This window comes from Streptomyces sp. RGM 3693, from assembly GCF_050471125.1.
Taxonomy (GTDB): domain Bacteria; phylum Actinomycetota; class Actinomycetes; order Streptomycetales; family Streptomycetaceae; genus Streptomyces.
Genome location: NZ_JBMPPQ010000002.1, coordinates 671,258 through 696,205 on the forward strand (window position 1 = coordinate 671,258; position 24,948 = coordinate 696,205).

Genomic DNA, 24,948 nt, shown 5'->3' on the forward strand with positions numbered 1-24,948 from the left:
CAGGACACCCCTCGGCGGTCGGTCCGCCGGCCCGGCCTCACCCGCGCCGGTCCGCCACCGCCCACGAGGCCAGCGCGACCCCGCCCGCCACCGCGAACACCGAAGGCCACGCCCCGATCTTCTTGGCCAGCGGGTGCGACCCGGCGAACGCCGCCACATAGGCACCACTCAGCGCGGCAGCCGCCTTCGTGCCGGCCTTCTGCTGCCAGCCGCGAGCGGCCACCGCTCCGGCAGCCGCCAGCGCCACCCCGCCCAGCGGCCGCTTCTTGGTCCACCGGGCCACGCCGTAACCGCCCACCAGCCCCGCGGCCGCCACCACACTCGTCGGAATCCCAGCCATCGCAGATCCTCCCTTTCACGGACAACTCCCAGGAGCCTACGCGCGGCCCTCGCGCCATCCCGGAGCACGGTCCACCGGGGCACGGAACGCCCTACGGGCCCGGATGTTCCTAGGGGTCCTGCCGGAGGCCAGGGAAGCCAGGGAGGCCAGACAGGCCGATCAGCGCTGGTCACCGTTGCGGGACCGGGCCCTGTGCGGCAGGGCCGAGACGCGGCGCGGCGCCGTCCCGGCGGGGCCCGGCGCTCCCTCCGGCGGGCTCGGTGTGCCCGTTCCGCACGCCCACGCCTGGAGCAGCGCCGGACCGGCCCACGGCCGGTACTGCCACAGCCGCTCCAGGAGTTCGCGCTCCCGGGCGGTGAAGTCCGGGGACGGGCCCGCCAGGTGGGCGCGGCGGCGGTGGAAGGAGAGGGCGGTGGCCAGGGTGGTGTAGGCGGTGACGGCGCGGGCGGCGGCCGGGCCGTGGGTGCGGCGGGCGAGGTCGCGGGCCAGGGCGCGGGTCCTGAGCGAGGAGAGCGCGGTCGGCTCGGGCGCGGCGAGCCAGCCGGTGGCGGCGTACGGGGCGAGGTACACCCGGACGGACAGCAGCTCCTGCCGGCGGGCCCACAGCGCCAGCCAGGTCAGGGCCAGCAGGACCGGCACCATGCACACGCCGTAGACCGTGAGGAAGCCGGCGTCGCCGAGGCTGGAGGCGGCGTTCCACACGCCGTGCAGGAGGATCGCGGCGGCCAGGCCGAGGAGGACGAGCGCGGCGCGGGCACCGCGGCGGCGCGGGTAGCGGGTGGCGGTTATCCCGAGCGCCAGGCCGGTGAGGATCGTGAAGAGCGGATGCGCGAACGGGGAGACCACGATCCGTACGAAGAAGGTGCCGGCGGTGAGGGAGCTCAGACCGGTGTGCCCCATGGACTGGTCCTCGCCGAAGGCGCTGCCCAGATAGAGGATGTTCTCGGTGAAGGCGAAGCCGGTGGCGGTGATGCCGGCGATCACGATGCCGTCCGTGATGCCGTCGAAGTCACGCCGGCGGAAGCGGTAGAGGAGCACGATGGCGGCGGCCTTCATCACCTCCTCGACGACCGGGGCGACGACCGTCGAACCCCACGCCGCGGCCTCGGTCGGTGACGCGGAGGAAATGTTGTTCGCCAGCCAGTCGGTCGCGAAGCCGTTGGCCAGGACCGCGACCAAGGTGGCGGCGCACGCCCCCCAGGCGAAGGCGAACGCCAGATTCCGCCAGGGCTCGGGCTCGATCCGGTCCAGCCAGCAGAACGCCGCGATCAGCAGCGGCACCGGGAACACGGCCAGCCCGAGGCCGACCAGCAAGCCCTCGGTGCCCGTCTGCCGTCGGACGATGCCGAGGATGAGCACGCCGGAGAGCGCGAGCAGCGCGGCCAGGGTGATGGCCCGGACGGTCTTGCTGCGCCAGGGCGCACCCCGGCGCCGGGGCCCGTCGTGGACCTCGGGGGGTGTGTACGGCGGCGGGCCGGCTGGGTGCTCGGGGAGCGGCGGCGGTGACGGGTACACCCATCGACCCTAGCGAGGGTGGGGCGCTACGGGCATGTGGGTGAGGTGTGCCGGGGGAGGGGCGGGCCGGCCCGGCGCCCCCGGAGGGCCGCGGCCCTCAGCCTCGGCGGCGGAACAGCAGGTCGTGCACGGTGTGCCCCTTGTCCAGGCCCTGTCCCTCGAACCTGGTCAGCGGCCGGAAGCCCGGCCGGGGCGCGTACCCGGAGTGCAGGTTCTCCAGCGTCGGCTCGGCGGAGAGGACCTCCAGCATCTGCTCGGCGTACGGCTCCCAGTCGGTCGCGCAGTGCACCAGGGCGCCGGGCGCGAGCCGGGTGGTCGCCAGCGCCACGAACTCCGGTTGGATCAGCCGGCGCTTGTGGTGGCGCTTCTTGGGCCAGGGGTCCGGGAAGTACACGCGCAGACCGGCGAGGGACCCGGGGGCGAGCATTTCGCGCAGCAGGATGATCGCGTCGCCGTTGGCCACCCGGATGTTGGACAGGCCGTTCCGCTCCGCGAGACCGAGCAGATGGCCCTGGCCGGGGGTGTGCACATCGCAGCCGAGGATGCCGGTGTCCGGGTCGGCGGCGGCCATCTGCGCGGTGGCCTCGCCCATCCCGAAGCCGATCTCCAGGACGACCGGCAGCCCGCCGAAGAACGCGTCGAGGTCGAGGCGGGAGAGCCCGTCGATGTCCAGGCCCCACGTGGGCCAGAGGCGGCGCAGCGCATCGGCCTGGGAGGAGGTGACGCGGCTGCGGCGGGGTTGGAAGGACCGGATCCGCCGCTCGTGGTGCGAGCCCGCGGGGTCGGCCGCCGGCCCCGTCCCGTCGGGGAACATCGGCTTGCCGCGGCGGGGCACGGCGGCCGACACGGCGGTGGCGCCGAGGGGGCGCGGGGCGGGCGGGACGGCGGTCACCGAGGCGTCCGCGCCGGTGGCGTCGGCAGCGGCGGTGGCGGTTTCGGGGGTGGCGGGGTTCTCGGACACAGTGCGTCGATTCTACGGATGACGCCGCCGCGGACGGGACCGTCGCCGAGGGCCCACCCCGGCCGGCGCCCCCGCCGACCACCGGAGCCGCAGGTCAGCGCCGCGATGGTGGGAGGTCCGGCAGGTCCGCCCGAACCCCACCCGGACCCCGGCCGGACCGGAAGCGGACCGGGCAGCCGGGCCCGCCCGCCGGCGCCCCCGCAGCCCGCGAGGCCCTGGTCCCCCGCACCCCATGAATCTCTCGTCCCCCGCACCCCGTGAAACCCTCGTCCCCCTCACCCCGCAAGGCCCTCGTCCCCCACCTCCCGGGCCGGGATCCCCAGGAGCCGGGTCACCCGCCGAGCCACCTCCCGGCCGATCGGGAGGGAGGCCGTGGCGGCCGGGGACGGGGCGTTGAGGACGTGGATCATGCCGGGGGACTCGGCGAAGAGGAAGTCGTCGACGAGGGTGCCGTCGGGGAGGACGGCCTGCGCCCGGACCCCGGCCGGGGAGGGCAGGAGATCCTCCTCACGGGCGTCGGGCAGCAGCCGGCGGACCGCCTCCGCGAAGGCGCGCCGGGACAGCGAGCGCTGGAGTTCGCCCGCGCCGTAGCGCCAGTGGCGGCGGGCTATCCGCCAGGAACCGGGGAAGGCGAGCGTCCCGGCGAGCTCGGTGGGACGCACGGTGCGCCAGTCGTAGCCCTCGCGGGCCAGCGCGGGGACGGCGTTCGGCCCGATGTGGACGGAGCCGTCGATGCCGCGGGTGAGGTGGACGCCCAGGAACGGGAAGGCCGGGTCGGGGACCGGGTAGACCAGGCCGCGGACCAGTGCGGCGCGCTCCGGGGCGAGGGTGTAGTACTCGCCGCGGAACGGGATGATCCGCATGCCCGGGGCGTCGCCCGCCAGCCGCGCGATCCGGTCGCAGTGCAGCCCGGCGCAGTTGACCAGGGCGCGGGCGCGGTAGACCGTGCCGCCGGCCGTGCGGACCGCGACCCGGCCCGGACGCCGGGCGATGGTGGTGACCTCCTCGCCGAGGACCACCCGGGCGCCGTCCTCCTGGGCGAGCCGGGCCAGCTGCCGGGCCACCGCCCCGAAGTCGCAGATCCCGGTCGTGCCCACATGGATGGCGGCCAGCCCGCGCACCTCGGGCTCGTACTCGGCGATCTGGGCGGGACCCAGCTCCCGCACCGGCAGGCCGTGCTCCCGGCCGCGCTGGATGAGGCCGTGCAGCCGGGGCAGCTCGCTGCGGTCGGTGGCGACGATCAGCTTGCCGGTGACCTCGTGCGGGATGTCGTGTTCGGTACAGAACTTGACCATCTCCGCCGACCCTTGGAGGGCGAAACGGGCCTTCAGCGAGCCCGGCGGGTAGTAGATGCCGCTGTGGATCACGCCGCTGTTGCGTCCGGTCTGGTGGCGGGCCGCACCGGGCTCCTTCTCCAGCACCACGACGCGTATGCCGGGCGTGGCGCGGGTGAGGGCGCGGGCCGTGGAGAGCCCCACGATCCCGGCACCGATCACCAGCACATCGCAGTCGTACGCCGCCACTGCACCTCCCCAACCGCATGACCGCAGACCCGCTCGTCGCCGCGGGCCCGCGCGTCATCGCCGACGACGTAGTCCATCATGACGGGCGGCACCGACAATCCGCAGTGACCTGTCTGACCTGCGGCGACGATCCCGCGGCGAGGCACCCTCGACGACCGGTCCGCCGGCCCGTCACCGCCGGCCCCTCTCCTGTGCCCGTTCCACCCGCCCTACGCCGGGGCCGCCAGCAACGGCCGGGCCCGCTCCCGGAGTTCGGCCACGCGCGGTTCGTCCCCGTACGGCTCCAGGCGGTGCAGCAGATCACGGACGTACTCGGTGGTGCGGGCGGAGGAGATCCGGCCCGCGACCTCGACGGCCCGGGTGCCGGCGGCGCAGGCCGCGTCCAGATTGCCGGACTCCAGTTCGGCGACGGCCGACACCACGAGGCGCAGCCCGTGCGACCGGACGAACTCCTCCGTCGGCCGGGACAGCGCCTGCTCGGTGAAGCGGCGCACCTGACGGGGCAGCCGCAGGTCCCGGTAGCACTCGGCGGCGTCGGCGGCGAAGCGTTCGTAGGAGTAGAAGTCCAGCCAGGACGGGTCCGGATCGCCGCTGCGGGAGCGCTCCAGCCAGCCCTCGGACGCCTTCAGCGCCACCTCGCAGGCGCGTGCCTCCCCGGCCTTGGCCTGGGCCCGCGCTTCCACCAGGCGGAAGAAGCTCATGGTGCGGGCGGTGGCCAGTCCGCGGTTGCGCTCCAGGGCGGCCTGGGCCAGGTCGACGCCCTCGTCGGCGAATCCGCGGTAGGTCGCCTGGAGGGACATCGACGCGAGCACGTACCCGCCCAGGGGGACGTCGGCGGCGGCCCGGGCCAGTCGCAGCGCCTGGATGTAGTACCGCTGGGCGGCCTCCTGCTGGCCGGTGTCGAAGGCCATCCAGCCCGCCAGGCGGGTGAGTTCGGACGTCGCCCCGAAGAGCGCGCGCCCTACCTCGTCGCTGTACGAGGCGAGCAGCAGCGGTGCCGCGTCCACCCGGAGGCACTCCGGCACCATGGACGAACGCCAGTCGCCGCCGCCGTACTTGGAGTCCCAGCGCCGGGCGTCCTCGGCCGCCTCGCGCAGCTTGGTGACGTCGCTGTGGCCGACGTGCTGCGGGACCCCCGCGTCACCGGCGGCCGCGGCGTCCTTGTCCCGCGCCTCGGCCGCCTCCCGCGCCACCGAACTGTCCGCCGGCGATATCAGCCAACGGGATGCGGGAGTTGCGTACGCGCTGACGGCGAAGGATCCGGCCAGGCTCTGCCAGATGCCGCCGCCACCACCCCGTCGGCCGGCGAGATCGAGACGGTACAGCTCGGTCGCTGAACGCACCGCAGCACCCACGTCGCGAGGGAAGGCGAGCCCCACCTCGGGCGCCGGATCGGCGTCGGCCAGGCCGATTTCGTGCAGCGGTACCGGGCGCCCGAGCTTGCTGCCGATCGCCGACGCGATCAGATGGGGCGCGGCGCCTTGGGGCACCATGCCCTTGGAGACCCAACGGGCCACGGACGTCTTGTCGTAGCGAAGCGTCAGGCCGCGTTGCGCACCGAGGTCGTTGACCCGGCGCGCCAGTCCGGCATTGCTGATCCCCGCGAGGGCGAGAACGGTGCCGAGCTTTTCGTTCGGCCCGCGTGTATCCCTGGACATGCGCACCCCTCGACACAGCGACAGCCGCCCCGTACCCCGGGGCATGCATCCACCCAGAGTAGTTCGCCGGATCCCTACCGTTAAGGGTCGGTGTCTTGGATGGCGAGATTCGTGTTCAAACGGGGGTGCGGGAATTGGCATGTGCTCCGGGTACGTGTGCCCATGCGCCCGTGCGTGCGCGCTGCCCCCTCAACGGCCCCCACGCTTCGATGAGTTCTGCGTGGGTCGGCCCGCTGCACTGGATCCAGTGGGCTGGGGGACACCGCCACCTCATTCCCCGCGGGTGGCGGTCCGGTCCGGGAGGCGCAGCCCGCTTCCCGGACCGTCGCGGGGACCGGGCGACGTTCGGCCACCGCGTCGCCACGACGCCGCGTACGGGGCGGCGTCCGGGCGTCAACTCGGTTGCACGGTACGGACTTTGGCCGAAAACCGACGGGTGATGCTTTCGCGCCGTCGGCTGTCCCGGGGGCCACACGGGGGGTCACCCGGGGCCGTCGCCGCCCACCCCGTCCACCTCCGGGGCCGCTGCACCGCCCCCGCGCCGCCTCTGCACGGTGGTCCGCCGCGCCCGCCGCCCGCCGGTATCCGGGGCCTCCTCCAGCACCTCCCGCAGGCCACCGCCATGGCAGCATGGACCGCAGGACAGCTGGGGAATCCGCTGTACGGGGCGGTCGCCGGCCACCCCGGTGGACGGGGAATCGGGTGGAGGCGGCGATGCGCTGGCTGGTGGGGTGGAGCAGTGCCGCGACCACCAACAGGGAATGCCGGACGCTGCTGCCCGTGGGCGCCCAACTCCTGTGGGGCGACCCCGATCCCCTTTGGGCGGTGGGCGACTGGCGGCCCCATGAGGTGCGCGTCATCCAGGCCGACCCGGAGACCCGGCTCGCCGTCTTCGGGGTCTGCGGTGCCACCGACGACCAACTCAAGGTGGGCCTGTTCGCCGCCCGCGGGGGCGCCCTGCGCCACCTCACCGCCTGGCCGGGCAGCTACACCGTCGTCGCCCAGGTGGGACGCCGGATCACCGTCACCGGAGACCTGGCCGGCGCCCGGCCCGTCTTCCACACCCGGTGGGCCGGCGGCACCGCGTACGCCACCGCCGCCCTGCCGCTCGCCGACCTCGTCGAGGCCAGCCTCGACGTCGGCCACCTGGCCGCGCTGCTGGCCTGCCCGGACGCCCCCGAGGCGCTGGGCGCCGGCACCCCGTACGACGGCGTCCGCCGGATCCCGCCCGGCCACGCCCTGGTGCTGCGCACCGGCAGCAGCGAGATCGCCTCCTACGAGCCGCCCGCGTCCCTGGCCGTCGCCGCCCCCCAACTCGCCCCGGAACAAGCCGTGGACGGCGTCCGCGAGGCCCTGGTGGAGGCCGTCCGGGCCCGGCTGGCGGCCCCCCGCTTCGCCCCCGACCCGGACGGGCTCGACCGGCTCGACCCCGGCCCGGTGCCCGGTATGGGCCCCGCGGAGCGGCGCGCGGCGCGCGGCGGCCCGGCCCCCGGCATCGGCGCCGACCTCTCCGGAGGCAGCGCGTCCGGAACGCTCGCCCTCCTGGCCGCCGGTCTCCCCGGGCAGCCCGGACGGATCAACGGCCACGGCGAGCGCCTGTTGGCCGTCACCTTCAACGACCTCGCCACCCATGGCGACCAGGCCCAACACGAGGCAGAACTGGAGCGCGCCCGCGGGATCGCCGAGAACCCCCGGCTGCACCACGTCGTCGTCGCGGCCGGCGACGACGCCCTCCCGTACACCGGCCTGGACACCCTCCCGCTCACGGACGAGCCCGGACCCGCGCTGACCCTCGCCGGCCGACACCGCAGGCGGCTGCTGTCCGGCGGCGCCGACCACTTCGTCGGGAACGGCGCCCGCCAGGTCCTCGACGCCCACCCGGCCCGCCTCGCCGACCTCCTCATGGACCGCCGCCGACGCCACCTGCTGCGTCCGGTCACCGCGCTGGCCAGGGCCGACGGCCCGTCCGCGCACTCCGTCCTGGTCCCGTTCACCGTCTACCGGGCCGCCCGGAAGCTCGCCCGCACCCCCTACACCACCGGGATCGCCGAGGCCGCGCGCCGCCTGATGGAGCGACAGTTCGCCGACGAGCCGGTGGCCGGCGGTGCGGTGGACGCCTCACTGGCCGCGCTCGCCTGGTGCCGCCCGGGGCCCGCGGCACGTTGGCTCACGGGCGAGGCACTGGCCGAAGTGTCGGTCCGCCTCGGGGACGCGGCGCAGCGCTCGCCCGCCGCCGGCCGCCCCGGTGAACGGCGGGCCCGCGCCGCCCTGGCCCGTCAGGCCGCCGACTACCGGGTCTTCGAGCAGGCCGTCGAGGTCCGCAGCCAGCGGCTGCACGCCCCCTTCCTCGACAACCAGGTGGTGCTCGCCTGCCGCGCCCTGCCGGACACCCTCCGGGTGCAGCCCGGCGCCCGCGCGGCCGTCCTGCGCTCGGTCCTGGCCGGCGCCGGCGTACGGGACCTGCCGCCCGGCTGGGGCGCCGCCGCGCAGCACACCCACACCGCCGCGGTCCGCGCCGGCCTGCGCGTCGAGGTCGGCCGGCTGCTCCAGCTCTTCGAGGCGCCGCTGCTCGCCGACGCCGGCCTGATCGAGGCGCGGGTGGTCCGCACGGCGCTCCGCGCGGCGGCCGAGGGCGCCCCGCTGCCCCTGGACGGCCTGGCCGAACTGGTCGCCACGGAGCTGTGGTTGCGCCGGCTGCTGGCCCGCCGCGGCTCGTGCTGGACGGGCGCGGAGGCGCCGCGGCAACGGGCGCTCGCCGGGGGCGTGGTGCCCCGCGCACGACTCTCCTGAGGCGCCGGGAGCAAGCGTCGCCGATCCCGACGGCGGACGGTCCCGCCGACCGCCCCCGCTGTCGTTTCCCCGCGGGGCGGTCGTTCGGCGCACGGCCGCCGCCCGGTGCGCCCGGCAGAACGGCGCGACCCACGGCGCGCCGGAACTCCCGTACGCCGGAGGAACGGGGCGTACGCCGGCACCCACCTGGCCCCCCACCGAAGGCAGCCCCACGTCGCGAGAAACCCAACGCTTGAGCAAGCTACGGCCTGAAGTGCCCACGGCCTGAGGAGGCGGAGGCCACAGCGTTCCCTACGGGCGCCGCCACAGCATCCTTGCCGCTGCATTTCCGGCCCGCCCCTCACCGCCACCCCGGCCGTGAACCGCCTGCCGGTACCGAGCCGTCACCCGGCACACCGAGCCATCACCCCGCACCGAGCCGCCACCCGCCCGCGCCCCGCTCACCGACAACTGATCTGTGACCGCGCCCAATCCCCCAGCGCCACCAGGTCGCCCGCGCTCTCCGGCTCGACCACCAGGCGCAGCGTCTTCCGGCCCGCCAACGGGACGTGCACCGGCACCGCAGGCTCCCCGCCGTGCACGACCGCCGACCGCCACAGCCGGACCCCGTCCGCGTACACCGAGAAGCGCAGCGCGCCCAGCCCCAGGCTGAGGTCGTCCACGCCGGCCACCGCGTCGTAGGCCGTGCACTGCCGGTTGAGGTCGATGACCACCGAGGACGAGGCGTGCACGCTCACCCCGTTGGAGTAGGCCGTCCCGCCGATGCTCGGCTGGTTCCGCTTCCACATCCAGCTGCTGTCGAAGGTGCGGACCTCCGGCTTGGTGCCGTCACCCGCGAAGTCGTACTCCAGCGCGTTGACCTGGTACGGCGTCGGAGGTGGGGACGGCGGTGTGGGGGTGGGCGTCGGGGTCGGCGTGGGCGTCGGCTTCGGCGGCGCCGGGGTGGGGGTCGGCGTGGGAGACGGTGTCGGCGTCGGTGTGGGAGTGGGAGTGGGAGTGGGAGTGGGAGTGGGAGTGGGCTCGGGCGGTGTGGGGGTGGGCGCCGGCGGGGGAGCCGGGGTCGGCTTCGCCCCCGGTGCGCTCACCGGCGGCCGCGGGGTGTGCGACGGCGGCGGGGCGGGCACGGTCGGCGCCGGCCGGTGCGGTTGCGCCCGCGGCTGCGGATCCGGCTGCGGCGACCCAGCCAGCGCGAACGCCAACGCCGCGCCCGTGGCGACCACCAACCCGGCCCCGATGGCGACCTTCGCCGGAGCGGCCAGCCCCTCGCCCACGGCCGTCCCGCCGGCGCCACCCGCCGCACCGGAACCGGACCCCGCGGCGGCCGCGGCCACCCCGGCACCCGCCGCCGCCCCGGCCCCGGCGACCCCGACCACCGCGGCGGCACCCTTGACGGCGTACCCGGCCGCGAACCAGCCGATGACCGCGACCGGCAGCACCGCCCCGATCCGCTGGTTGACGTCCGCGACCTCCAGCGCCGCCCCGCGGCACCGGGCGCACTCGTCCAGATGCTTGCGCAGCCCCCGCTCGGCCCGCATCCGCAGCCCGCCCCGGGCGTACGCACCGAGCCGGTCGGCGTAGCGCGCGCAGTCGCCACCCGCGGTCAGCGACTGGCTCACGTGCGCCTGCAGATACGCCTGCCTGAGCCCTTCCCGGGCGCGGTGCGCCAGGACGGCGGTGGCGTTGGCGGTCAGCCCGAGCAGCGGCGCGACCTCGCTCGGCGACTCGTCCTCGATGGTGGTGTGCCACAGCACCGTCTGATAGCGCTCCGGCAGGCTGCGGAACGCCTGCACCGCCATGGTCTGCTCGGCCTCGTGCATCGCCCGCACGTCCGCGCCCAGGTCGCGGGCGTCCTCGTCCAGGGACGAGCCGGCCGCCGACACCGAGAACACCGCGAAGTCCTCGACCAACTGCTCCCGCCGGGCGGTCTTCGCCCAGGCCGCGGCGACCCGCCGGACGGTCGTCAGCAGATAGGCGCGCACCGCCGAATCCGGCCCCGCACCGCCGCGCACCGCCTGCAAGGTGCGCGCGAACACCTCACCGGTCAGGTCCTCGGCGGTGTGGGTGTCCCGACAGCAACTGCGGGCGTACCGGCGCACCGCCTCGGCGTGCCGGCGGTACAGCTCCTCATACGCGCTGTCGTCGCCAGCCCGCATCGCGGCGACCAACTCGGCATCGGACGGCGGCAGATGCGCGTCCTGGCCGGTGACCGTCGTCTCCTCCATGGCGCCGGACGGTTGCTCCCGCCGCCTGGAGTGCCGGCGCTGCGCCGGCACGCTGGGTTCGGCGTCCGCCACGCCGCCGGCCGGCGGCGTCGCCCCCAGCGGCCCGGTCTGTTCCGGCACCTGCTCCGACGGGCGTCCCGCGCTCTCGCCGCGCCGCTCGTCCCGCCCGTCAACACCCATCGCCGAGGCTCCCGAAGCCGCCCTCACACCGCAACACCGCGCAAGCGTGCCACACCCGTGGCCCAAGCTTCAGGACTCCGATGGGCAACCACTCATCCGGGGCGACCGCACTGACGTTCACCCGTATGGGCTCTTGCCCGCCCACCGGGGCGCTCACGCCGCAGGGCCGCCGCCAAACCGCCGGCAGGCCCCGTACCCGGGGCCCCCGGTGGCCGGCACCGGCTCCACTGGAGCGCCGGTGCACGAACCGGCGCCAGAGCGGCCGGCGCCGCACTCCTCGCCGTGCGGCCGGCGGCCGCCCCTTCAGGTGGTGGGGCGCGACCGCAGCCCTTCCAGCAGGATCTCCAGCAGCCGTGCCGAGGCCGCCTGCTGCTGTCCCGGATCGGGCAGTGCCGGCGCACCCGTGGCGATCACCAACAGGACGTCGGAGACCGTGACGCCGACCCGCAGCGCACCCGCCGCCCGGGCCCGCTCCACCAGCCGCCCGACGACATCCAGCAGCGCCTGCCCGCCCGGCGTCTCCTCGGTCTCGGCGCCCGGACGCAGCCCGTCCGCCTCGCCCGGCGCCATCCGTTGCAGTGGCACCCGAGCCTCGGTGCCGCCCTCCGGCACCCGCGGCTCGGCCGTGCCGTCCGGCAGCAGTTCCTCGCTCGCGCCCACCCGCAGGATGCCCGGCGGCAGCAACCGCCCGGCCCCCGAGGCGACCGACGTCCGCAGGAACCGCGCCAGCGCCGACCACGGGTCGTCCTCCTGTCCCAACGCGGCCCGCGCCTGCTCGGTCAGCCGGGAGGTCTCCTCCTCGGCTATCCGCCGGACCAGCACGTCCTTGCTCGGGAAGCGGCGGTAGACCGTCCCGACACCGACCCGGGCGCGCCGCGCCACGTCCTCCATCGGCGCGCCATACCCCAGCTCGCCGAAGACCTCGCGGGCCGCCCGCAACACGTGTTCCAGATTGCGCTGGGCGTCCACCCGCAGTGGTGTGCTCCGCCCGTTGGCGCCGGTCATTGCGCCCGTTCCCTTGCCGCCGGCGCCGTTGACACCGTCGGAAGCAGCGGTCATCGCGACCGCCGTCGGCCATTGAGAGCCCTGAATGTGCATAAGTGATCCCCCGGTAATGACGTCTCCCCCCGGAGACTCCCCGCCCTGACGGTCGAAGTGACCCGACGAAAGGGTGCACCCCAACGAGATACGAACATAGTTGAGCCCGCGTCAAGATTGAAGGGGGCCCTCCGCACACCGTGCCCCCCGATCGGCCCAATGGACCCGATCCGCCCCGCTGGTCCGTCCTTTCCCCCCGCGCCAATCTCCGCCTGACCAGCGTACTTCGCGCCACTCAGCCGGAATGTCCCACTCCGCACCGTGGCCCGTACCGGACATACTTTTCGACCGGCCTGTGGACAAAGGCGTTCCGGCAGTGCGTCATGGAACAGTGCTGTGCTTTCCGGGGGCACAGCGCCCGAAGGTGGCCGCGCCGCCGGCCCGGCCACCTGCTCGGTGGCGCCCCGGCCTGGTCGACACCGCGAGGAGAACCTCTGTGAAGACTGTGTCTTCGGACGACGTGGCGCGCATTCTCGTGGTCGGCGGTGGCTACGTGGGCATGTACACCGCGCTGCGACTACAGCAGACGCTCAAGCAGGAGCTACAGCAGGGCACGGTCGAGATCGTCATCATCGGGCCCGAGCCGTACATGACGTACCAGCCATTCCTGCCGGAAGCCGCGGCCGGCTCCATCTCGCCGCGCCACGTCGTCGTCCCGCTGCGCCGCGTCCTGCCGCACTGCACGGTCGTCATCGGCGAGGTCACCGCCATCGACCACGACGAGCGCAAGGCGACCGTCGCCACCCTGGCCGCTGAGGAGGCCGGCGACGCCGACGTCATCGTGGCCTACGACGAACTGGTCCTCGCGCCGGGATCGGTCTCGCGCACCCTCCCCGTCCCCGGACTGGCCGACGTCGGCATCGGCTTCAAGACCGTCGAGGAGGCCATCGGACTGCGCAACCACGTCCTCGAACAGCTCGACATCGCCTCCTCCACCCGCGACCCCGAGGTCCGCGACGCGGCGCTGACTTTCGTCTTCGTCGGTGGCGGCTACGCGGGCGTGGAAGCCCTGGCCGAACTGGAGGACATGGCCCGCTACGCCGTCCGCTACTACCACAACGTCCAACCCGAGGACATGAAGTGGATCCTGGTCGAGGCGACCGGCCGGATCCTGCCCGAGGTCGGCCCCGACATGGGCCGCTACACCGTCCGCGAACTGCGCGCCCGCAACATCGACGTCCGGCTGGAGACCCGCCTGGAGTCCTGCGAGAAGCGCATCGTCCAGCTCAGCGACGGCTCCCGCCTCCCCACCAGGACGCTGGTGTGGACTGCCGGGGTCAAACCGCACCCCATCGTGGCCGCGAGCAAGCTGCCGCTGACCGACCGCGGCCGCCTCAAGTGCACCGCCGCGCTCCAGGTGGACGGCGTGGAGCACGCCTGGGCGGCCGGGGACGCCGCGGCCGTCCCGGACCTGACCGTCCCGCCGCCCGCCACGCCCGACGAGCCGCGCACCGAATGCGCCCCCAACGCCCAGCACGCCGTCCGCCAGGCCAAGGTGCTCGCCGAGAACATCACCGCGACCCTGCGCGGCGGCGAGGTCCGCAACTACGCGCACAAATACGTCGGTTCGGTGGCCTCGCTCGGCCTGCACAAGGGCGTCGCGCACGTCTACGGCCGCAAGCTCAAGGGCTACCCGGCGTGGTTCATGCACCGCGCCTACCACCTCAGCCGGGTGCCCACCTTCAACCGCAAGGCCAAGATCCTCGCCGAATGGATCCTCGCCGGTCTCTTCAAACGCGAGATCGTCTCCCTCGGCTCACTGGAGAACCCGCGCGCCGAATTCGAACTCGCCGCGGGCACCGGCCGGCACAACGAAACCAGCTGACCGGCCGCTCCACCAGGGACGTTGGCCACCCACCCGCCCGGCGCCGCCCGGCCGCCCCGGCGCCGGGAACTACACCCCGACGCCCGGCGTCTGACGGATGACCGTCCGGTCGGCCACACTGGACGTGTGACCATGGGTGGGCTCGTATCTGCGAAGAGTGACAATCGCGAGGATTCAGGACGTTTGCTGCATTCCGCCAGAGGGAGCCGACCGTGCCCCCCGCCATGCCACGGGGCGTTCCCGCACGCCGATGGCCCGACCCCGCGCGACGACGCGAAGTAAGAGGTACCCCTCCGTGATCTTCACGCGCTGGAGCGCCAAATTCCCGGGCACACAGCGGCGCACCGCCGCCCGGTCCGACCGCCCCACCACACCGGCCGCCCCACCCTCGGGACCCACGGCGCACTCCGCCGCGCCCACACCCGCCGGTGACACACCCGCCGGCCAGCCCGGCACCGTACCCGCCGCCCGCGCCGAGGGCGCCGCCGGCGAGGACACACCGCCGCCCGCCGCGCCGCCCACCGTCGACGCGCTCTCCGTCCACGACATCCTCGGCACCATCCCCGCCCTGGTCGCCGTCGTCTACGGCCCCGAGCACCGCATCGCCTACGTGAACAGCGCGTACGCCGGCGTCTTCGGCCCCCGCCCGGCCGGCCGCACCGCCCGCGAGGCCCTCCCCGAGCTGGCCGAGCTGGGCCTGCTGCCCCTGATGGACCAGGTCCTCCGCAGCGGCAAACCGCGCACCGTCAAGTCCCGCAAGGTCCCCGCCGGCGACCGCACCCGCGACGGCTACTACACCTTCACCTGCACCCCCATCGAGGTCGCCGCCAGCGGCCCGGCGCCCGACCCGGAGGTCGCCTGCATCGCCCCGCACAAGGGCGTCCTGGTCTTCGGCGCCGAGGTCACCGACCAGATCGAGTCCGCCGAACGGCTGCGTGCCAGCGAGGCCCACCAGCGCGAGGCCGCGGTCACCCTCCAGCGCTCGCTGCTCCCCCAGGAGTTGGAGCAGCCCGATGACCTGTGCGTCGCCGCCACCTACCAGCCCGGCGGCACGGACGCCGCGGTCGGCGGCGACTGGTACGACGTGATCACCCTCGGCGCCGGCCGGACGGCCCTGGTCATCGGCGACGTCATGGGCCGCGGGGTGCGCGCCGCCGCCGTCATGGGCCAGCTGCGCACCGCGGTCCGCGCCTACGCCCGCCTCGACCTCCCGCCCCACGAGGTCCTCCAACTCCTGGACGGCCTGGCCGCCGAGATCGACGCCAGCCAGATCGCCACCTGCGTCTACGCCGTCCACGACCCCAACGAAGGCCGCCTGGTCTACGCCTCGGCCGGCCACCTGCCGATGCTCGTCCGCGACGCCGACGGCACCGTCCGCCGCGCCGCCGAACCGACCGGCCCGCCCCTGGGCACCGGCGGCTGGCTGCACACCTCCGGCTCCGTCCCGCTCGCCTCCGGCAGCAGCGCCGTCCTCTATACCGACGGCCTCGTCGAACGCCGCGACAAGGACATCGACGAGGGCGTCGCCGCCCTGGAGCGCGCCTTCGCCGGCGCCACCGGCACCCCCGACATCGTCTGCGACCGGCTGCTGCGCTCCCTGGGCATCACCGCCACCCACGACGACGACGTCGCCATCCTCGTCATCCAGAACCCGGTCCGTAAGGGACACGACGCCGAGCTGTTCCACAACGCCGCCCTCGAACTCCACGGCGGCATCGAGGCGGCACCCCGCGCCCGCGCCTTTGCCTCCGGCGTCCTCGCCTCCTGGCGCTTCTCCCCGGAACTCCACGACCTCGGCGTCCTGGCGGCCAGCGAACTCGTCGCCAACTCCCTCCAACACGGCACCCCACCCATGCGGCTACGACTGCGCCGCACCGACCGCCGCCTGATCATCGAGGTCACCGACGGCGACGACCACCTGCCCCGCCGCCGGCGGGCCGAGCCCGTCGACGAGACCGGCCGCGGCATCTCCATCATCGCCACCATCGCCTCCTCCTGGGGCTCCCGCCGCACTCCGGGCGGCGGCAAGGCGGTCTGGTGCGAATTCGCCCTGCCCCGGAGCTAGGGCCCACCCCGGCCCCGGACAACGACGGCGCCCGCCGGGGGCGACACCGCGCCCCCGGCGGGCGCCGCCCCCGGAATGCATCTCAGACGGCCGCGGCCACCGGCTCGGCCTCCACCCGCTGGGCGGGCACGGCCGCCCGGTGCGGCTGGTCCTGCGCCGGGCTGAGCATCCGCCCCAGCCGCAGCGCCAGCACCGTGATCCCGACCGCGCACGCCGCCAGCATCGCGATGTACGCGACGTACATCCCGTGCCCGACCATCAGCGCCCCGACGGCCGGCCCGATCGCCAGCGCCAACTGCTTGACCAGTGCGAACGCCGAGTTGTACTGACCGATCAGCGAGGCCGGCGCCAGATCCGCCACCAGCGGTGCCACCGTCGGCGCCAGCAGCGATTCCCCGACACCGAACAGCGCATACGTGGAGATCAGCAGCACCGTGGCCACCACCTGGCTCCCGTGCACCAGCCCGGAAACTCCGGCGGCTATCCACGCCACCGTCCAGATCACGCCCACCAGCGCCATCACCCGGCTCCGCCGCCGCCGCTCAACCAGCTTGAGCACCACGAACTGCGCCGCCACGATCGCCGCCGTGTTGGCCGCCAGGGCGATGCCCAGCGTCGCCGGCTCGATCCGGGTGACCTCCGTGGCATACGCCGCCAGCCCCGACTCGAACTGCCCGTAGCAGGCGAAGAACAGCACGAAGCCCAGCACGCACAGCCACACCATCCGTCGGTCGCCGAACAGCGCCCGCCAAGCACCCTTGGCCCGCTCCTCGGTCGGCACCGCGTCCTCCACCTTCGGCGCCCGCGGCAGCCGTACGGTCGCGATCGCCGCGCCCAGCACCAGGAACATCACGGCCTCGATGGCGAACAGCCGCACGAAGCTCGACGCATGCGTCTCGTCCACCAGCTGACCGCCGACCAGGCCGCCTATCCCCAGCCCCAGGTTGTTGAGGAAGAACTGCGTGGCGAACGCCCGCGACCGGGTCACCGTCGTCGAGCACCACACGATCATCGTGGCGAGCGCCGGCTGGATCACCGCGATACCGGCCCCCAGCGCCACCGCCGACGCGATGACCATCGGCTCGGTCGACGACAGGCCGATCCCCAGCGAACCGACGGCCGCCGAGACCGTACCGATGACGGCCACCGGCAGCGGCCCCCGCCGGTCGATGGCCCGTCCGGTCAGCGGCAGGACGACCAGCGCGGAGATCGCCAGCATCGCCAGCACCACGCCAGCCGTACTCGCACCGAGCTGCCGTACGTTCGCCACGTAGATGTACAGATACGGCACGGTGAAGCCGCTGCCGAACGCGCTCAGCGCGTTCCCCAGCTGGATCCGGCGCAGCGCAGCGCCCATCGCGGTGGTCACACTCACCTACCTAGGTCAGGTCACAAAGACGGATACGAATCAGGAACCCCCCGAGCCGAGTCGAGGCAGCGTCCACGACGCCCAGGACGTCCAAGAGCGGACAGTCACAACCTCAAGACTTCGACCCTAAAGTTCGAAGCTAAAGACTACACGACGAAGAACTTCAACGCCAATGACTTTCGTGTCATACTGCGCCGCATGCCAGAGCCCTCAGATGCGGCCGCCGGAGCCACCGAGCCGAGCCTGGAGGAACAGATCGCGGCCTACCAGCGCGAGTTCCAGGCCCTCGACCCCCAGGTGGAGAAGGTCGTCTCCGCACTTCAGCGCCTCAACCGACGGATGAACGTCGCCTACGGACGACAGACCGCCACCCTCGGCATGAGCAACGCCGAATGGGAGGTCCTCAAGGCCCTCGTCGTCTCGGGCGCGCCCTACCGCATGGGCCCCGGCGAACTCGCCAAGCGCCTCGGCCTCACGCCGGCCGCCATGACCCACCGCATCGACCGCATGGCGAGCGAGGGCCTGGTGACCCGCGAGCGCGACGAGACCAACCGCGTCCGCGTCATCGTCGAGCTGACCCACGAGGGCCGCGAGAAGTGGCTGGAGGCGATGCGCATGGCATCCGTCTTCGAGGAAGAGCTCCTCCAGGACCTTTCCGGCAACGAACGCCGCATCCTCGGTGATGCGTTGACCCGCCTGCTGCGCCGCGTCGAGGACGCCCAGCCGGACGCCGAAGGCCGCCTGAGCGACCTCGACTGACCGGGTTTGACACGCCCCACCCCGATCCGTAGTGTTCTCCGAGTTGCCAACGAGCCGGAACGGTTCTGCGGCAGCCATCCCGCCGCTTCGCGGCAACTCACTACTGCACGGCCCTCAACGGGACTGAATTCCGCATGTCGAAATTCATTCCGGGTGTCTGATTAGGCGTCACCGAGGAATTCCGCTAACGTAGTGAACACCCCGCCGACGGGGAATCGGATCGAAATTCGAACCGACCGCAACTCACCGAGATGCGGACCGGAACGGAAAACAGATCTGATAAAGTCGGAAAGGCCGAAAAGCGAAAGCGAAGCGGCCGGACCCCGCTCCAGCAGGGGGCCAGAGACGGAAACGGATCTGGTAAGGTTGGAACCGCGAAGAAGCCGAAAGGCCGAATCGCACCGGCGAAAATCAGGGCCGAAAGGATCTGATAGAGTCGGAAACGCAAGACCGAAGGGAAGCGCCCGGAGAGCCTGGTGAAACAGGCACAAAGGAAGCGTCCGTTCCTTGAGAACTCAACAGCGTGCCAAAAGTCAACGCCAGATATGTTGATACCCCGTCTCCATCATGGAGATGAGGTTCCTTTGAAAGTCCTTCCAAGTTTTTGGGAGGCGCACAGCGAGGACGCTGTGAACCGTGAGGATTATTCCTCCTCGTGGTTCCGCTCAACGCGAGTGTCACACCGGATTACCGGTAAGCATTCACGGAGAGTTTGATCCTGGCTCAGGACGAACGCTGGCGGCGTGCTTAACACATGCAAGTCGAACGATGAACCTCTTTCGGGAGGGGATTAGTGGCGAACGGGTGAGTAACACGTGGGCAATCTGCCCTTCACTCTGGGACAAGCCCTGGAAACGGGGTCTAATACCGGATATGACACACGGAGGCATCTTCTGTGTGTGGAAAGCTCCGGCGGTGAAGGATGAGCCCGCGGCCTATCAGCTTGTTGGTGAGGTAATGGCTCACCAAGGCGACGACGGGTAGCCGGCCTGAGAGGGCGACCGGCCACACTGGGACTGAGACACGGCCCAGACTCCTACGGGAGGCAGCAGTGGGGAATATTGCACAATGGGCGAAAGCCTGATGCAGCGACGCCGCGTGAGGGATGACGGCCTTCGGGTTGTAAACCTCTTTCAGCAGGGAAGAAGCGAGAGTGACGGTACCTGCAGAAGAAGCGCCGGCTAACTACGTGCCAGCAGCCGCGGTAATACGTAGGGCGCGAGCGTTGTCCGGAATTATTGGGCGTAAAGAGCTCGTAGGCGGCTTGTCACGTCGGATGTGAAAGCCCGGGGCTTAACCCCGGGTCTGCATTCGATACGGGCAGGCTAGAGTTCGGTAGGGGAGATCGGAATTCCTGGTGTAGCGGTGAAATGCGCAGATATCAGGAGGAACACCGGTGGCGAAGGCGGATCTCTGGGCCGATACTGACGCTGAGGAGCGAAAGCGTGGGGAGCGAACAGGATTAGATACCCTGGTAGTCCACGCCGTAAACGTTGGGAACTAGGTGTGGGCGACATTCCACGTCGTCCGTGCCGCAGCTAACGCATTAAGTTCCCCGCCTGGGGAGTACGGCCGCAAGGCTAAAACTCAAAGGAATTGACGGGGGCCCGCACAAGCAGCGGAGCATGTGGCTTAATTCGACGCAACGCGAAGAACCTTACCAAGGCTTGACATACGCCGGAAAGCGCTAGAGATAGTGCCCCCCTTGTGGTCGGTGTACAGGTGGTGCATGGCTGTCGTCAGCTCGTGTCGTGAGATGTTGGGTTAAGTCCCGCAACGAGCGCAACCCTTGTTCTGTGTTGCCAGCATGCCTTTCGGGGTGATGGGGACTCACAGGAGACTGCCGGGGTCAACTCGGAGGAAGGTGGGGACGACGTCAAGTCATCATGCCCCTTATGTCTTGGGCTGCACACGTGCTACAATGGCCGGTACAATGAGCTGCGATACCGCGAGGTGGAGCGAATCTCAAAAAGCCGGTCTCAGTTCGGATTGGGGTCTGCAACTCGACCCCATGAAGTCGGAGTTGCTAGTAATCGCAGATCAGCATTGCTGCGGTGAATACGTTCCCGGGCCTTGTACACACCGCCCGTCACGTCACGAAAGTCGGTAACACCCGAAGCCGGTGGCCCAACCCCTTGTGGGAGGGAATCGTCGAAGGTGGGACTGGCGATTGGGACGAAGTCGTAACAAGGTAGCCGTACCGGAAGGTGCGGCTGGATCACCTCCTTTCTAAGGAGCACTTCTTACCGAGCTTGTCTTGGTCAGAGGCCAGTACATCGGCGAGTGTCTGATGCTGGTTGCTCATGGGTGGAACGTTGACTATTCGGCACGATGGGTTGGGTTTGTTAGTACTGCTTCGGCGTGGAACGCAAGTTTTCGACTGGTCGTGTTGGGCGCGCTGTTGGGTGTCTGAGGGTACGGACTGTGGTCTGGACCTTCGCGATGCCGGCCCCGGTGAAGCATCCTTTGTGGGTGTGTGACGGGTGGCTGGTCGTTGCTTGAGAACTGCACAGTGGACGCGAGCATCTGTGGCCAAGTTTTTAAGGGCGCACGGTGGATGCCTTGGCACCAGGAACCGATGAAGGACGTGGGAGGCCACGATAGGCCCCGGGGAGCTGTCAACCAAGCTTTGATCCGGGGGTGTCCGAATGGGGAAACCCGGCAGTCGTCATGGGCTGTCACCCGCTGCTGAACACATAGGCAGTGTGGAGGGAACGCGGGGAAGTGAAACATCTCAGTACCCGCAGGAAGAGAAAACAACCGTGATTCCGGGAGTAGTGGCGAGCGAAACTGGATGAGGCCAAACCAGTCACGTGTGATACCCGGCAGGGGTTGCGTGGTTGGGGTTGTGGGAGTTCTTTTGATCGGTCTGCCGGCCGGTCGGCGAGTCAGAAACCGTTGATGTAGGCGAAGGACATGCGAAAGGTCCGGCGTAGAGGGTAAGACCCCCGTAGCTGAAACATTAGCGGCTTGCTTAAGAACCACCCAAGTAGCACGGGGCCCGAGAAATCCCGTGTGAATCTGGCGGGACCACCCGTTAAGCCTAAATATTCCCTGGTGACCGATAGCGGATAGTACCGTGAGGGAATGGTGAAAAGTACCGCGGGAGCGGAGTGAAATAGTACCTGAAACCGTGTGCCTACAAGCCGTGGGAGCGTCGCGCATCAAGCTTGCTTGGTGCGTCGTGACTGCGTGCCTTTTGAAGAATGAGCCTGCGAGTTTGCGGTATGTTGCGAGGTTAACCCGTGTGGGGAAGCCGTAGCGAAAGCGAGTCCGAATAGGGCGTGGAGTAGCATGCTCAAGACCCGAAGCGGAGTGATCTAGCCATGGGCAGGTTGAAGCGGAGGTAAGACTTCGTGGAGGACCGAACCCACCAGGGTTGAAAACCTGGGGGATGACCTGTGGTTAGGGGTGAAAGGCCAATCAAACTCCGTGATAGCTGGTTCTCCCCGAAATGCATTTAGGTGCAGCGTCGTGTGTTTCTTGCCGGAGGTAGAGCACTGGATAGGCGATGGGCCCTACCGGGTTACTGACCTTAGCCAAACTCCGAATGCCGGTAAGTGAGAGCGCGGCAGTGAGACTGTGGGGGATAAGCTCCATGGTCGAGAGGGAAACAGCCCAGAGCATCGACTAAGGCCCCTAAGCGTGTGCTAAGTGGGAAAGGATGTGGAGTCGCAGAGACAACCAGGAGGTTGGCTTAGAAGCAGCCACCCTTGAAAGAGTGCGTAATAGCTCACTGGTCAAGTGATTCCGCGCCGACAATGTAGCGGGGCTCAAGTACACCGCCGAAGTCGTGTCATTGCGATATTACCCCCAACGGGGATCGTGATGGGTAGGGGAGCGTCGTGTGCCGGGTGAAGCAGCCGTGGAAACGAGTTGTGGACGGTTCACGAGTGAGAATGCAGGCATGAGTAGCGATACAAGAGTGGGAAACTCTTGCGCCGATTGACTAAGGGTTCCTGGGTCAAGCTGATCTGCCCAGGGTAAGTCGGGACCTAAGGCGAGGCCGACAGGCGTAGTCGATGGACAACCGGTTGATATTCCGGTACCCGCTTTGAAACGCCCAATATCGAATCCATTAATGCTAAAGCCGTGAAGCCGGCCTGGAGTCTTCGGACAAAGGGACGTGGTGGAGCCGTTGACCCAAGGTGGTAGTAGGTAAGCGATGGGGTGACGCAGGAAGGTAGTCCAGCCCGGGCGGTGGTTGTCCCGGGGTAAGGGTGTAGGCCGTGTGGTAGGTAAATCCGTCACACGTTAAGGCTGAGACCTGATGCCGAGCCGATTGTGGTGAAGTGGATGATCCTATGCTGTCGAGAAAAGCCTCTAGCGAGTTTCATGGCGGCCCGTACCCTAAACCGACTCAGGTGGTCAGGTAGAGAATACCGAGGCGTTCGGGTGAACTATGGTTAAGGAACTCGGCAAAATGCCCCCGTAACTTCGGGAGAAGGGGGGCCATTTCTGGTGAGGGAACTTGCTTCCTGAGCTGGGGGTGGCCGCAGAGACCAGCGAGAAGCGACTGTTTACTAAAAACACAGGTCCGTGCGAAGCCGTAAGGCGATGTATACGGACTGACGCCTGCCCGGTGCTGGAACGTTAAGGGGACCGGTTAGCTCCATTTCGGTGGGGCGAAGCTGAGAACTTAAGCGCCAGTAAACGGCGGTGGTAACTATAACCATCCTAAGGTAGCGAAATTCCTTGTCGGGTAAGTTCCGACCTGCACGAATGGCGTAACGACTTCTCGACTGTCTCAACCATAGGCCCGGTGAAATTGCATTACGAGTAAAGATGCTCGTTTCGCGCAGCAGGACGGAAAGACCCCGGGACCTTTACTATAGCTTGATATTGGTGTTCGGTTCGGCTTGTGTAGGATAGGTGGGAGACTTTGAAGCGCCAACGCCAGTTGGTGTGGAGTCGTTGTTGAAATACCACTCTGGTCGTGCTGGATGTCTAACCTGGGTCCGTGATCCGGATCAGGGACAGTGTCTGGTGGGTAGTTTAACTGGGGCGGTTGCCTCCTAAAGAGTAACGGAGGCGCCCAAAGGTTCCCTCAGCCTGGTTGGTAATCAGGTGTTGAGTGTAAGTGCACAAGGGAGCTTGACTGTGAGACTGACGGGTCGAGCAGGTACGAAAGTAGGGACTAGTGATCCGGCGGTGGCTTGTGGAAGCGCCGTCGCTCAACGGATAAAAGGTACCCCGGGGATAACAGGCTGATCTTCCCCAAGAGTCCATATCGACGGGATGGTTTGGCACCTCGATGTCGGCTCGTCGCATCCTGGGGCTGGAGTCGGTCCCAAGGGTTGGGCTGTTCGCCCATTAAAGCGGTACGCGAGCTGGGTTTAGAACGTCGTGAGACAGTTCGGTCCCTATCCGCTGCGCGCGTAGGAGTCTTGAGAAGGGCTGTCCCTAGTACGAGAGGACCGGGACGGACGGACCTCTGGTGTGCCAGTTGTTCTGCCAAGGGCATGGCTGGTTGGCTACGTTCGGAAAGGATAACCGCTGAAAGCATCTAAGCGGGAAGCCTGCTTCGAGATGAGGGCTCCCTCCCACTTGATGGGGTAAGGCTCCCAGTAGATGACTGGGTTGATAGGCCAGATATGGAAGCGCCGTAAGGTGTGGAGTTGACTGGTACTAATAGGCCGAGGGCTTGTCCTCAGTTGCTCGCGTCCACTGTGTAGGTTCTGAAGTAACGAACTCGCCTTGTTGGCTGGAGTTCAACTTCATAGTGTTTCGGTGGTTTTAGCGTTAGGGAAACGCCCGGTTACATTTCGAACCCGGAAGCTAAGCCTTTCAGCGCCGATGGTACTGCAGGGGGGACCCTGTGGGAGAGTAGGACGCCGCCGAACAAATTTTGATAAAGCCTCGTTCCCCGAGTTTCGACTCGGGGAACGAGGCTTTTTTGCGTTGTGCTTCCGGGATACGTAGGTACGCTCGATGGATGCGCTATGACCTGATCATTTTCGACAATGACGGTGTCCTGGTGGACAGCGAGCCGATCTCCAACCAGCTCCTCGCTGGCTACCTCACTGAATTGGGGCACCCGACCACGTACGAGGAATCGCTGCGCGATTTCATGGGCGGGTCGGTGCAGCGTATTCGCGATGTTGTGCGGGAGAAGTCCGGGCGGACGCTGCCGGCGGACTTCGAAGCCAGTTTCCACACGCGGGTCTTTGACGAGTTCCGTCGGCGGCTGCAGCCGGTACCGGGGGTGGAGACGGTGCTGGAGAAGCTGGCCGCGGATGGGGTGCCGCACTGCGTCGGGTCGTCGGGGAGCCATGAGCGGATCCGGGTGGCGCTGACGAAGACCGGGCTGTTCGAGCGGTTCGGCGAGGGCCGGATCTTCTCGTCGCAGGACGTGGGACGGGGGAAGCCGGCTCCCGATCTGTTCCTGCACGCGGCGAAGGAGATGGGTGTCGAGCCCGGGCGGTGTGCCGTGGTCGAGGACAGTCCGCTCGGGGTGCAGGCGGCGGTGGCCGCCGGGATGGACGTGTATGGGTTCACGGCGATGACGCCGGCGGTGAAGCTGGCGGAGGCCGGGGCGACCGCGCTGTTCACCGAAATGGCGGAACTGCCGGAGTTGCTGCAGTAAGGGTGGTGGGTGCGGGCCGGCTCCGCACCCTCGGTGGACGGAACTCCTCGTACGTCA

At 69.9% G+C, this 24,948-nt stretch carries 13 protein-coding genes and 3 rRNA genes; 8 read left to right on the top strand and 8 right to left on the bottom strand.

Annotated elements, in window-relative coordinates; genetic code table 11:
• Positions 1-37: 37 nt before the first annotated feature.
• The 5 genes from ACO0M4_RS20310 to ACO0M4_RS20330 form a co-directional block, all read right to left on the bottom strand.
• Complete coding sequence (locus ACO0M4_RS20310; protein ID WP_205365665.1) at positions 38-340, bottom strand: hypothetical protein; 303 nt, start codon at positions 338-340, stop codon at positions 38-40.
• A 159-nt stretch (positions 341-499) separates the two neighbouring features.
• Positions 500-1,855: a PrsW family intramembrane metalloprotease gene (locus ACO0M4_RS20315; protein ID WP_430372187.1), complete on the bottom strand. Its 1,356-nt coding sequence runs from the start codon at positions 1,853-1,855 to the stop codon at positions 500-502.
• A gap of 97 nt (positions 1,856-1,952) precedes the next feature.
• Positions 1,953-2,816 (bottom strand): tRNA (guanosine(46)-N7)-methyltransferase TrmB, encoded by an 864-nt coding sequence (gene trmB, locus ACO0M4_RS20320; RefSeq protein WP_430372189.1) that lies wholly within the window; start codon positions 2,814-2,816, stop codon positions 1,953-1,955.
• Between the two features lie 275 nt (positions 2,817-3,091).
• The gene (gene lhgO / locus ACO0M4_RS20325) at positions 3,092-4,339 is read right to left on the bottom strand and encodes an L-2-hydroxyglutarate oxidase (RefSeq protein WP_430372191.1); all 1,248 of its coding nucleotides are present in this window, start codon (positions 4,337-4,339) and stop codon (positions 3,092-3,094) included.
• 209 nt (positions 4,340-4,548) lie between these two features.
• The gene (locus ACO0M4_RS20330) at positions 4,549-5,997 is read right to left on the bottom strand and encodes an MFS transporter (protein ID WP_430372192.1); all 1,449 of its coding nucleotides are present in this window, start codon (positions 5,995-5,997) and stop codon (positions 4,549-4,551) included.
• A 714-nt stretch (positions 5,998-6,711) separates the two neighbouring features.
• On the opposite strand from ACO0M4_RS20330, the gene ACO0M4_RS20335 reads away from it, so the two are divergent.
• Positions 6,712-8,787, top strand: coding sequence for an asparagine synthase-related protein (locus tag ACO0M4_RS20335; RefSeq protein ID WP_430372193.1), 2,076 nt, complete (start codon positions 6,712-6,714; stop codon positions 8,785-8,787).
• Positions 8,788-9,227: 440 nt separating this feature from the next.
• Here the strand turns inward: ACO0M4_RS20335 and ACO0M4_RS20340 are convergent, their stop codons facing one another.
• Together ACO0M4_RS20340 and ACO0M4_RS20345 are read right to left on the bottom strand one after the other, a co-directional pair.
• Entirely contained in the window at positions 9,228-11,189 is a 1,962-nt protein-coding gene (locus tag ACO0M4_RS20340; protein WP_430372194.1) for a sigma-70 family RNA polymerase sigma factor, read from the bottom strand.
• A gap of 303 nt (positions 11,190-11,492) precedes the next feature.
• The gene (locus ACO0M4_RS20345) at positions 11,493-12,248 is read right to left on the bottom strand and encodes a TetR/AcrR family transcriptional regulator (protein ID WP_430372196.1); all 756 of its coding nucleotides are present in this window, start codon (positions 12,246-12,248) and stop codon (positions 11,493-11,495) included.
• Between the two features lie 475 nt (positions 12,249-12,723).
• Here ACO0M4_RS20345 and ACO0M4_RS20350 point away from each other — a divergent pair, with 475 nt between their 5' ends.
• Both ACO0M4_RS20350 and ACO0M4_RS20355 read left to right on the top strand, forming a co-directional pair.
• Positions 12,724-14,112, top strand: coding sequence for an NAD(P)/FAD-dependent oxidoreductase (locus ACO0M4_RS20350; protein WP_430372197.1), 1,389 nt, complete (start codon positions 12,724-12,726; stop codon positions 14,110-14,112).
• A 295-nt stretch (positions 14,113-14,407) separates the two neighbouring features.
• Positions 14,408-16,177, top strand: a complete 1,770-nt coding sequence (locus ACO0M4_RS20355; protein ID WP_430372198.1) for an ATP-binding SpoIIE family protein phosphatase — start codon at positions 14,408-14,410, stop codon at positions 16,175-16,177.
• An 82-nt stretch (positions 16,178-16,259) separates the two neighbouring features.
• Here ACO0M4_RS20355 and ACO0M4_RS20360 read toward each other — a convergent pair whose 3' ends face one another.
• Positions 16,260-17,546: an MFS transporter gene (locus ACO0M4_RS20360; RefSeq protein ID WP_430373867.1), complete on the bottom strand. Its 1,287-nt coding sequence runs from the start codon at positions 17,544-17,546 to the stop codon at positions 16,260-16,262.
• Positions 17,547-17,744: 198 nt separating this feature from the next.
• Between ACO0M4_RS20360 and ACO0M4_RS20365 the strand changes: the two genes are divergently transcribed.
• From ACO0M4_RS20365 to ACO0M4_RS20385, 5 genes are all read left to right on the top strand, one after another.
• Entirely contained in the window at positions 17,745-18,305 is a 561-nt protein-coding gene (locus ACO0M4_RS20365) for a MarR family winged helix-turn-helix transcriptional regulator (RefSeq protein ID WP_390022652.1), read from the top strand.
• Between the two features lie 700 nt (positions 18,306-19,005).
• Positions 19,006-20,534: ribosomal RNA gene (locus ACO0M4_RS20370) — 16S ribosomal RNA — on the top strand.
• Between the two features lie 301 nt (positions 20,535-20,835).
• Positions 20,836-23,957 (top strand): 23S ribosomal RNA (locus ACO0M4_RS20375).
• A gap of 74 nt (positions 23,958-24,031) precedes the next feature.
• Positions 24,032-24,148 (top strand): 5S ribosomal RNA (gene rrf / locus ACO0M4_RS20380).
• Together the 16S, 23S and 5S rRNA genes form the textbook arrangement of a ribosomal RNA operon.
• Before the next feature lie 92 nt (positions 24,149-24,240).
• The gene (locus ACO0M4_RS20385) at positions 24,241-24,891 is read left to right on the top strand and encodes an HAD family hydrolase (protein WP_430372200.1); all 651 of its coding nucleotides are present in this window, start codon (positions 24,241-24,243) and stop codon (positions 24,889-24,891) included.
• The last annotated feature ends 57 nt before the right edge of the window (positions 24,892-24,948 follow it).

Excerpts from the sequence above, each read along its gene's own strand:
- ACO0M4_RS20340 (WP_430372194.1), bottom strand. The coding sequence starts at position 11,189 with ATGGGTGTTGACGGGCGGGACGAGCGGCGCGGCGAGAGCGCGGGACGC.
- ACO0M4_RS20335 (WP_430372193.1), top strand. The coding sequence starts at position 6,712 with ATGCGCTGGCTGGTGGGGTGGAGCAGTGCCGCGACCACCAACAGGGAA.
- ACO0M4_RS20385 (WP_430372200.1), top strand. The coding sequence starts at position 24,241 with ATGCGCTATGACCTGATCATTTTCGACAATGACGGTGTCCTGGTGGAC.
- ACO0M4_RS20345 (WP_430372196.1), bottom strand. The coding sequence starts at position 12,248 with ATGACCGCTGCTTCCGACGGTGTCAACGGCGCCGGCGGCAAGGGAACG.
- ACO0M4_RS20310 (WP_205365665.1), bottom strand. The coding sequence starts at position 340 with ATGGCTGGGATTCCGACGAGTGTGGTGGCGGCCGCGGGGCTGGTGGGC.
- ACO0M4_RS20365 (WP_390022652.1), top strand. The coding sequence starts at position 17,745 with ATGCCAGAGCCCTCAGATGCGGCCGCCGGAGCCACCGAGCCGAGCCTG.
- ACO0M4_RS20330 (WP_430372192.1), bottom strand. The coding sequence starts at position 5,997 with ATGTCCAGGGATACACGCGGGCCGAACGAAAAGCTCGGCACCGTTCTC.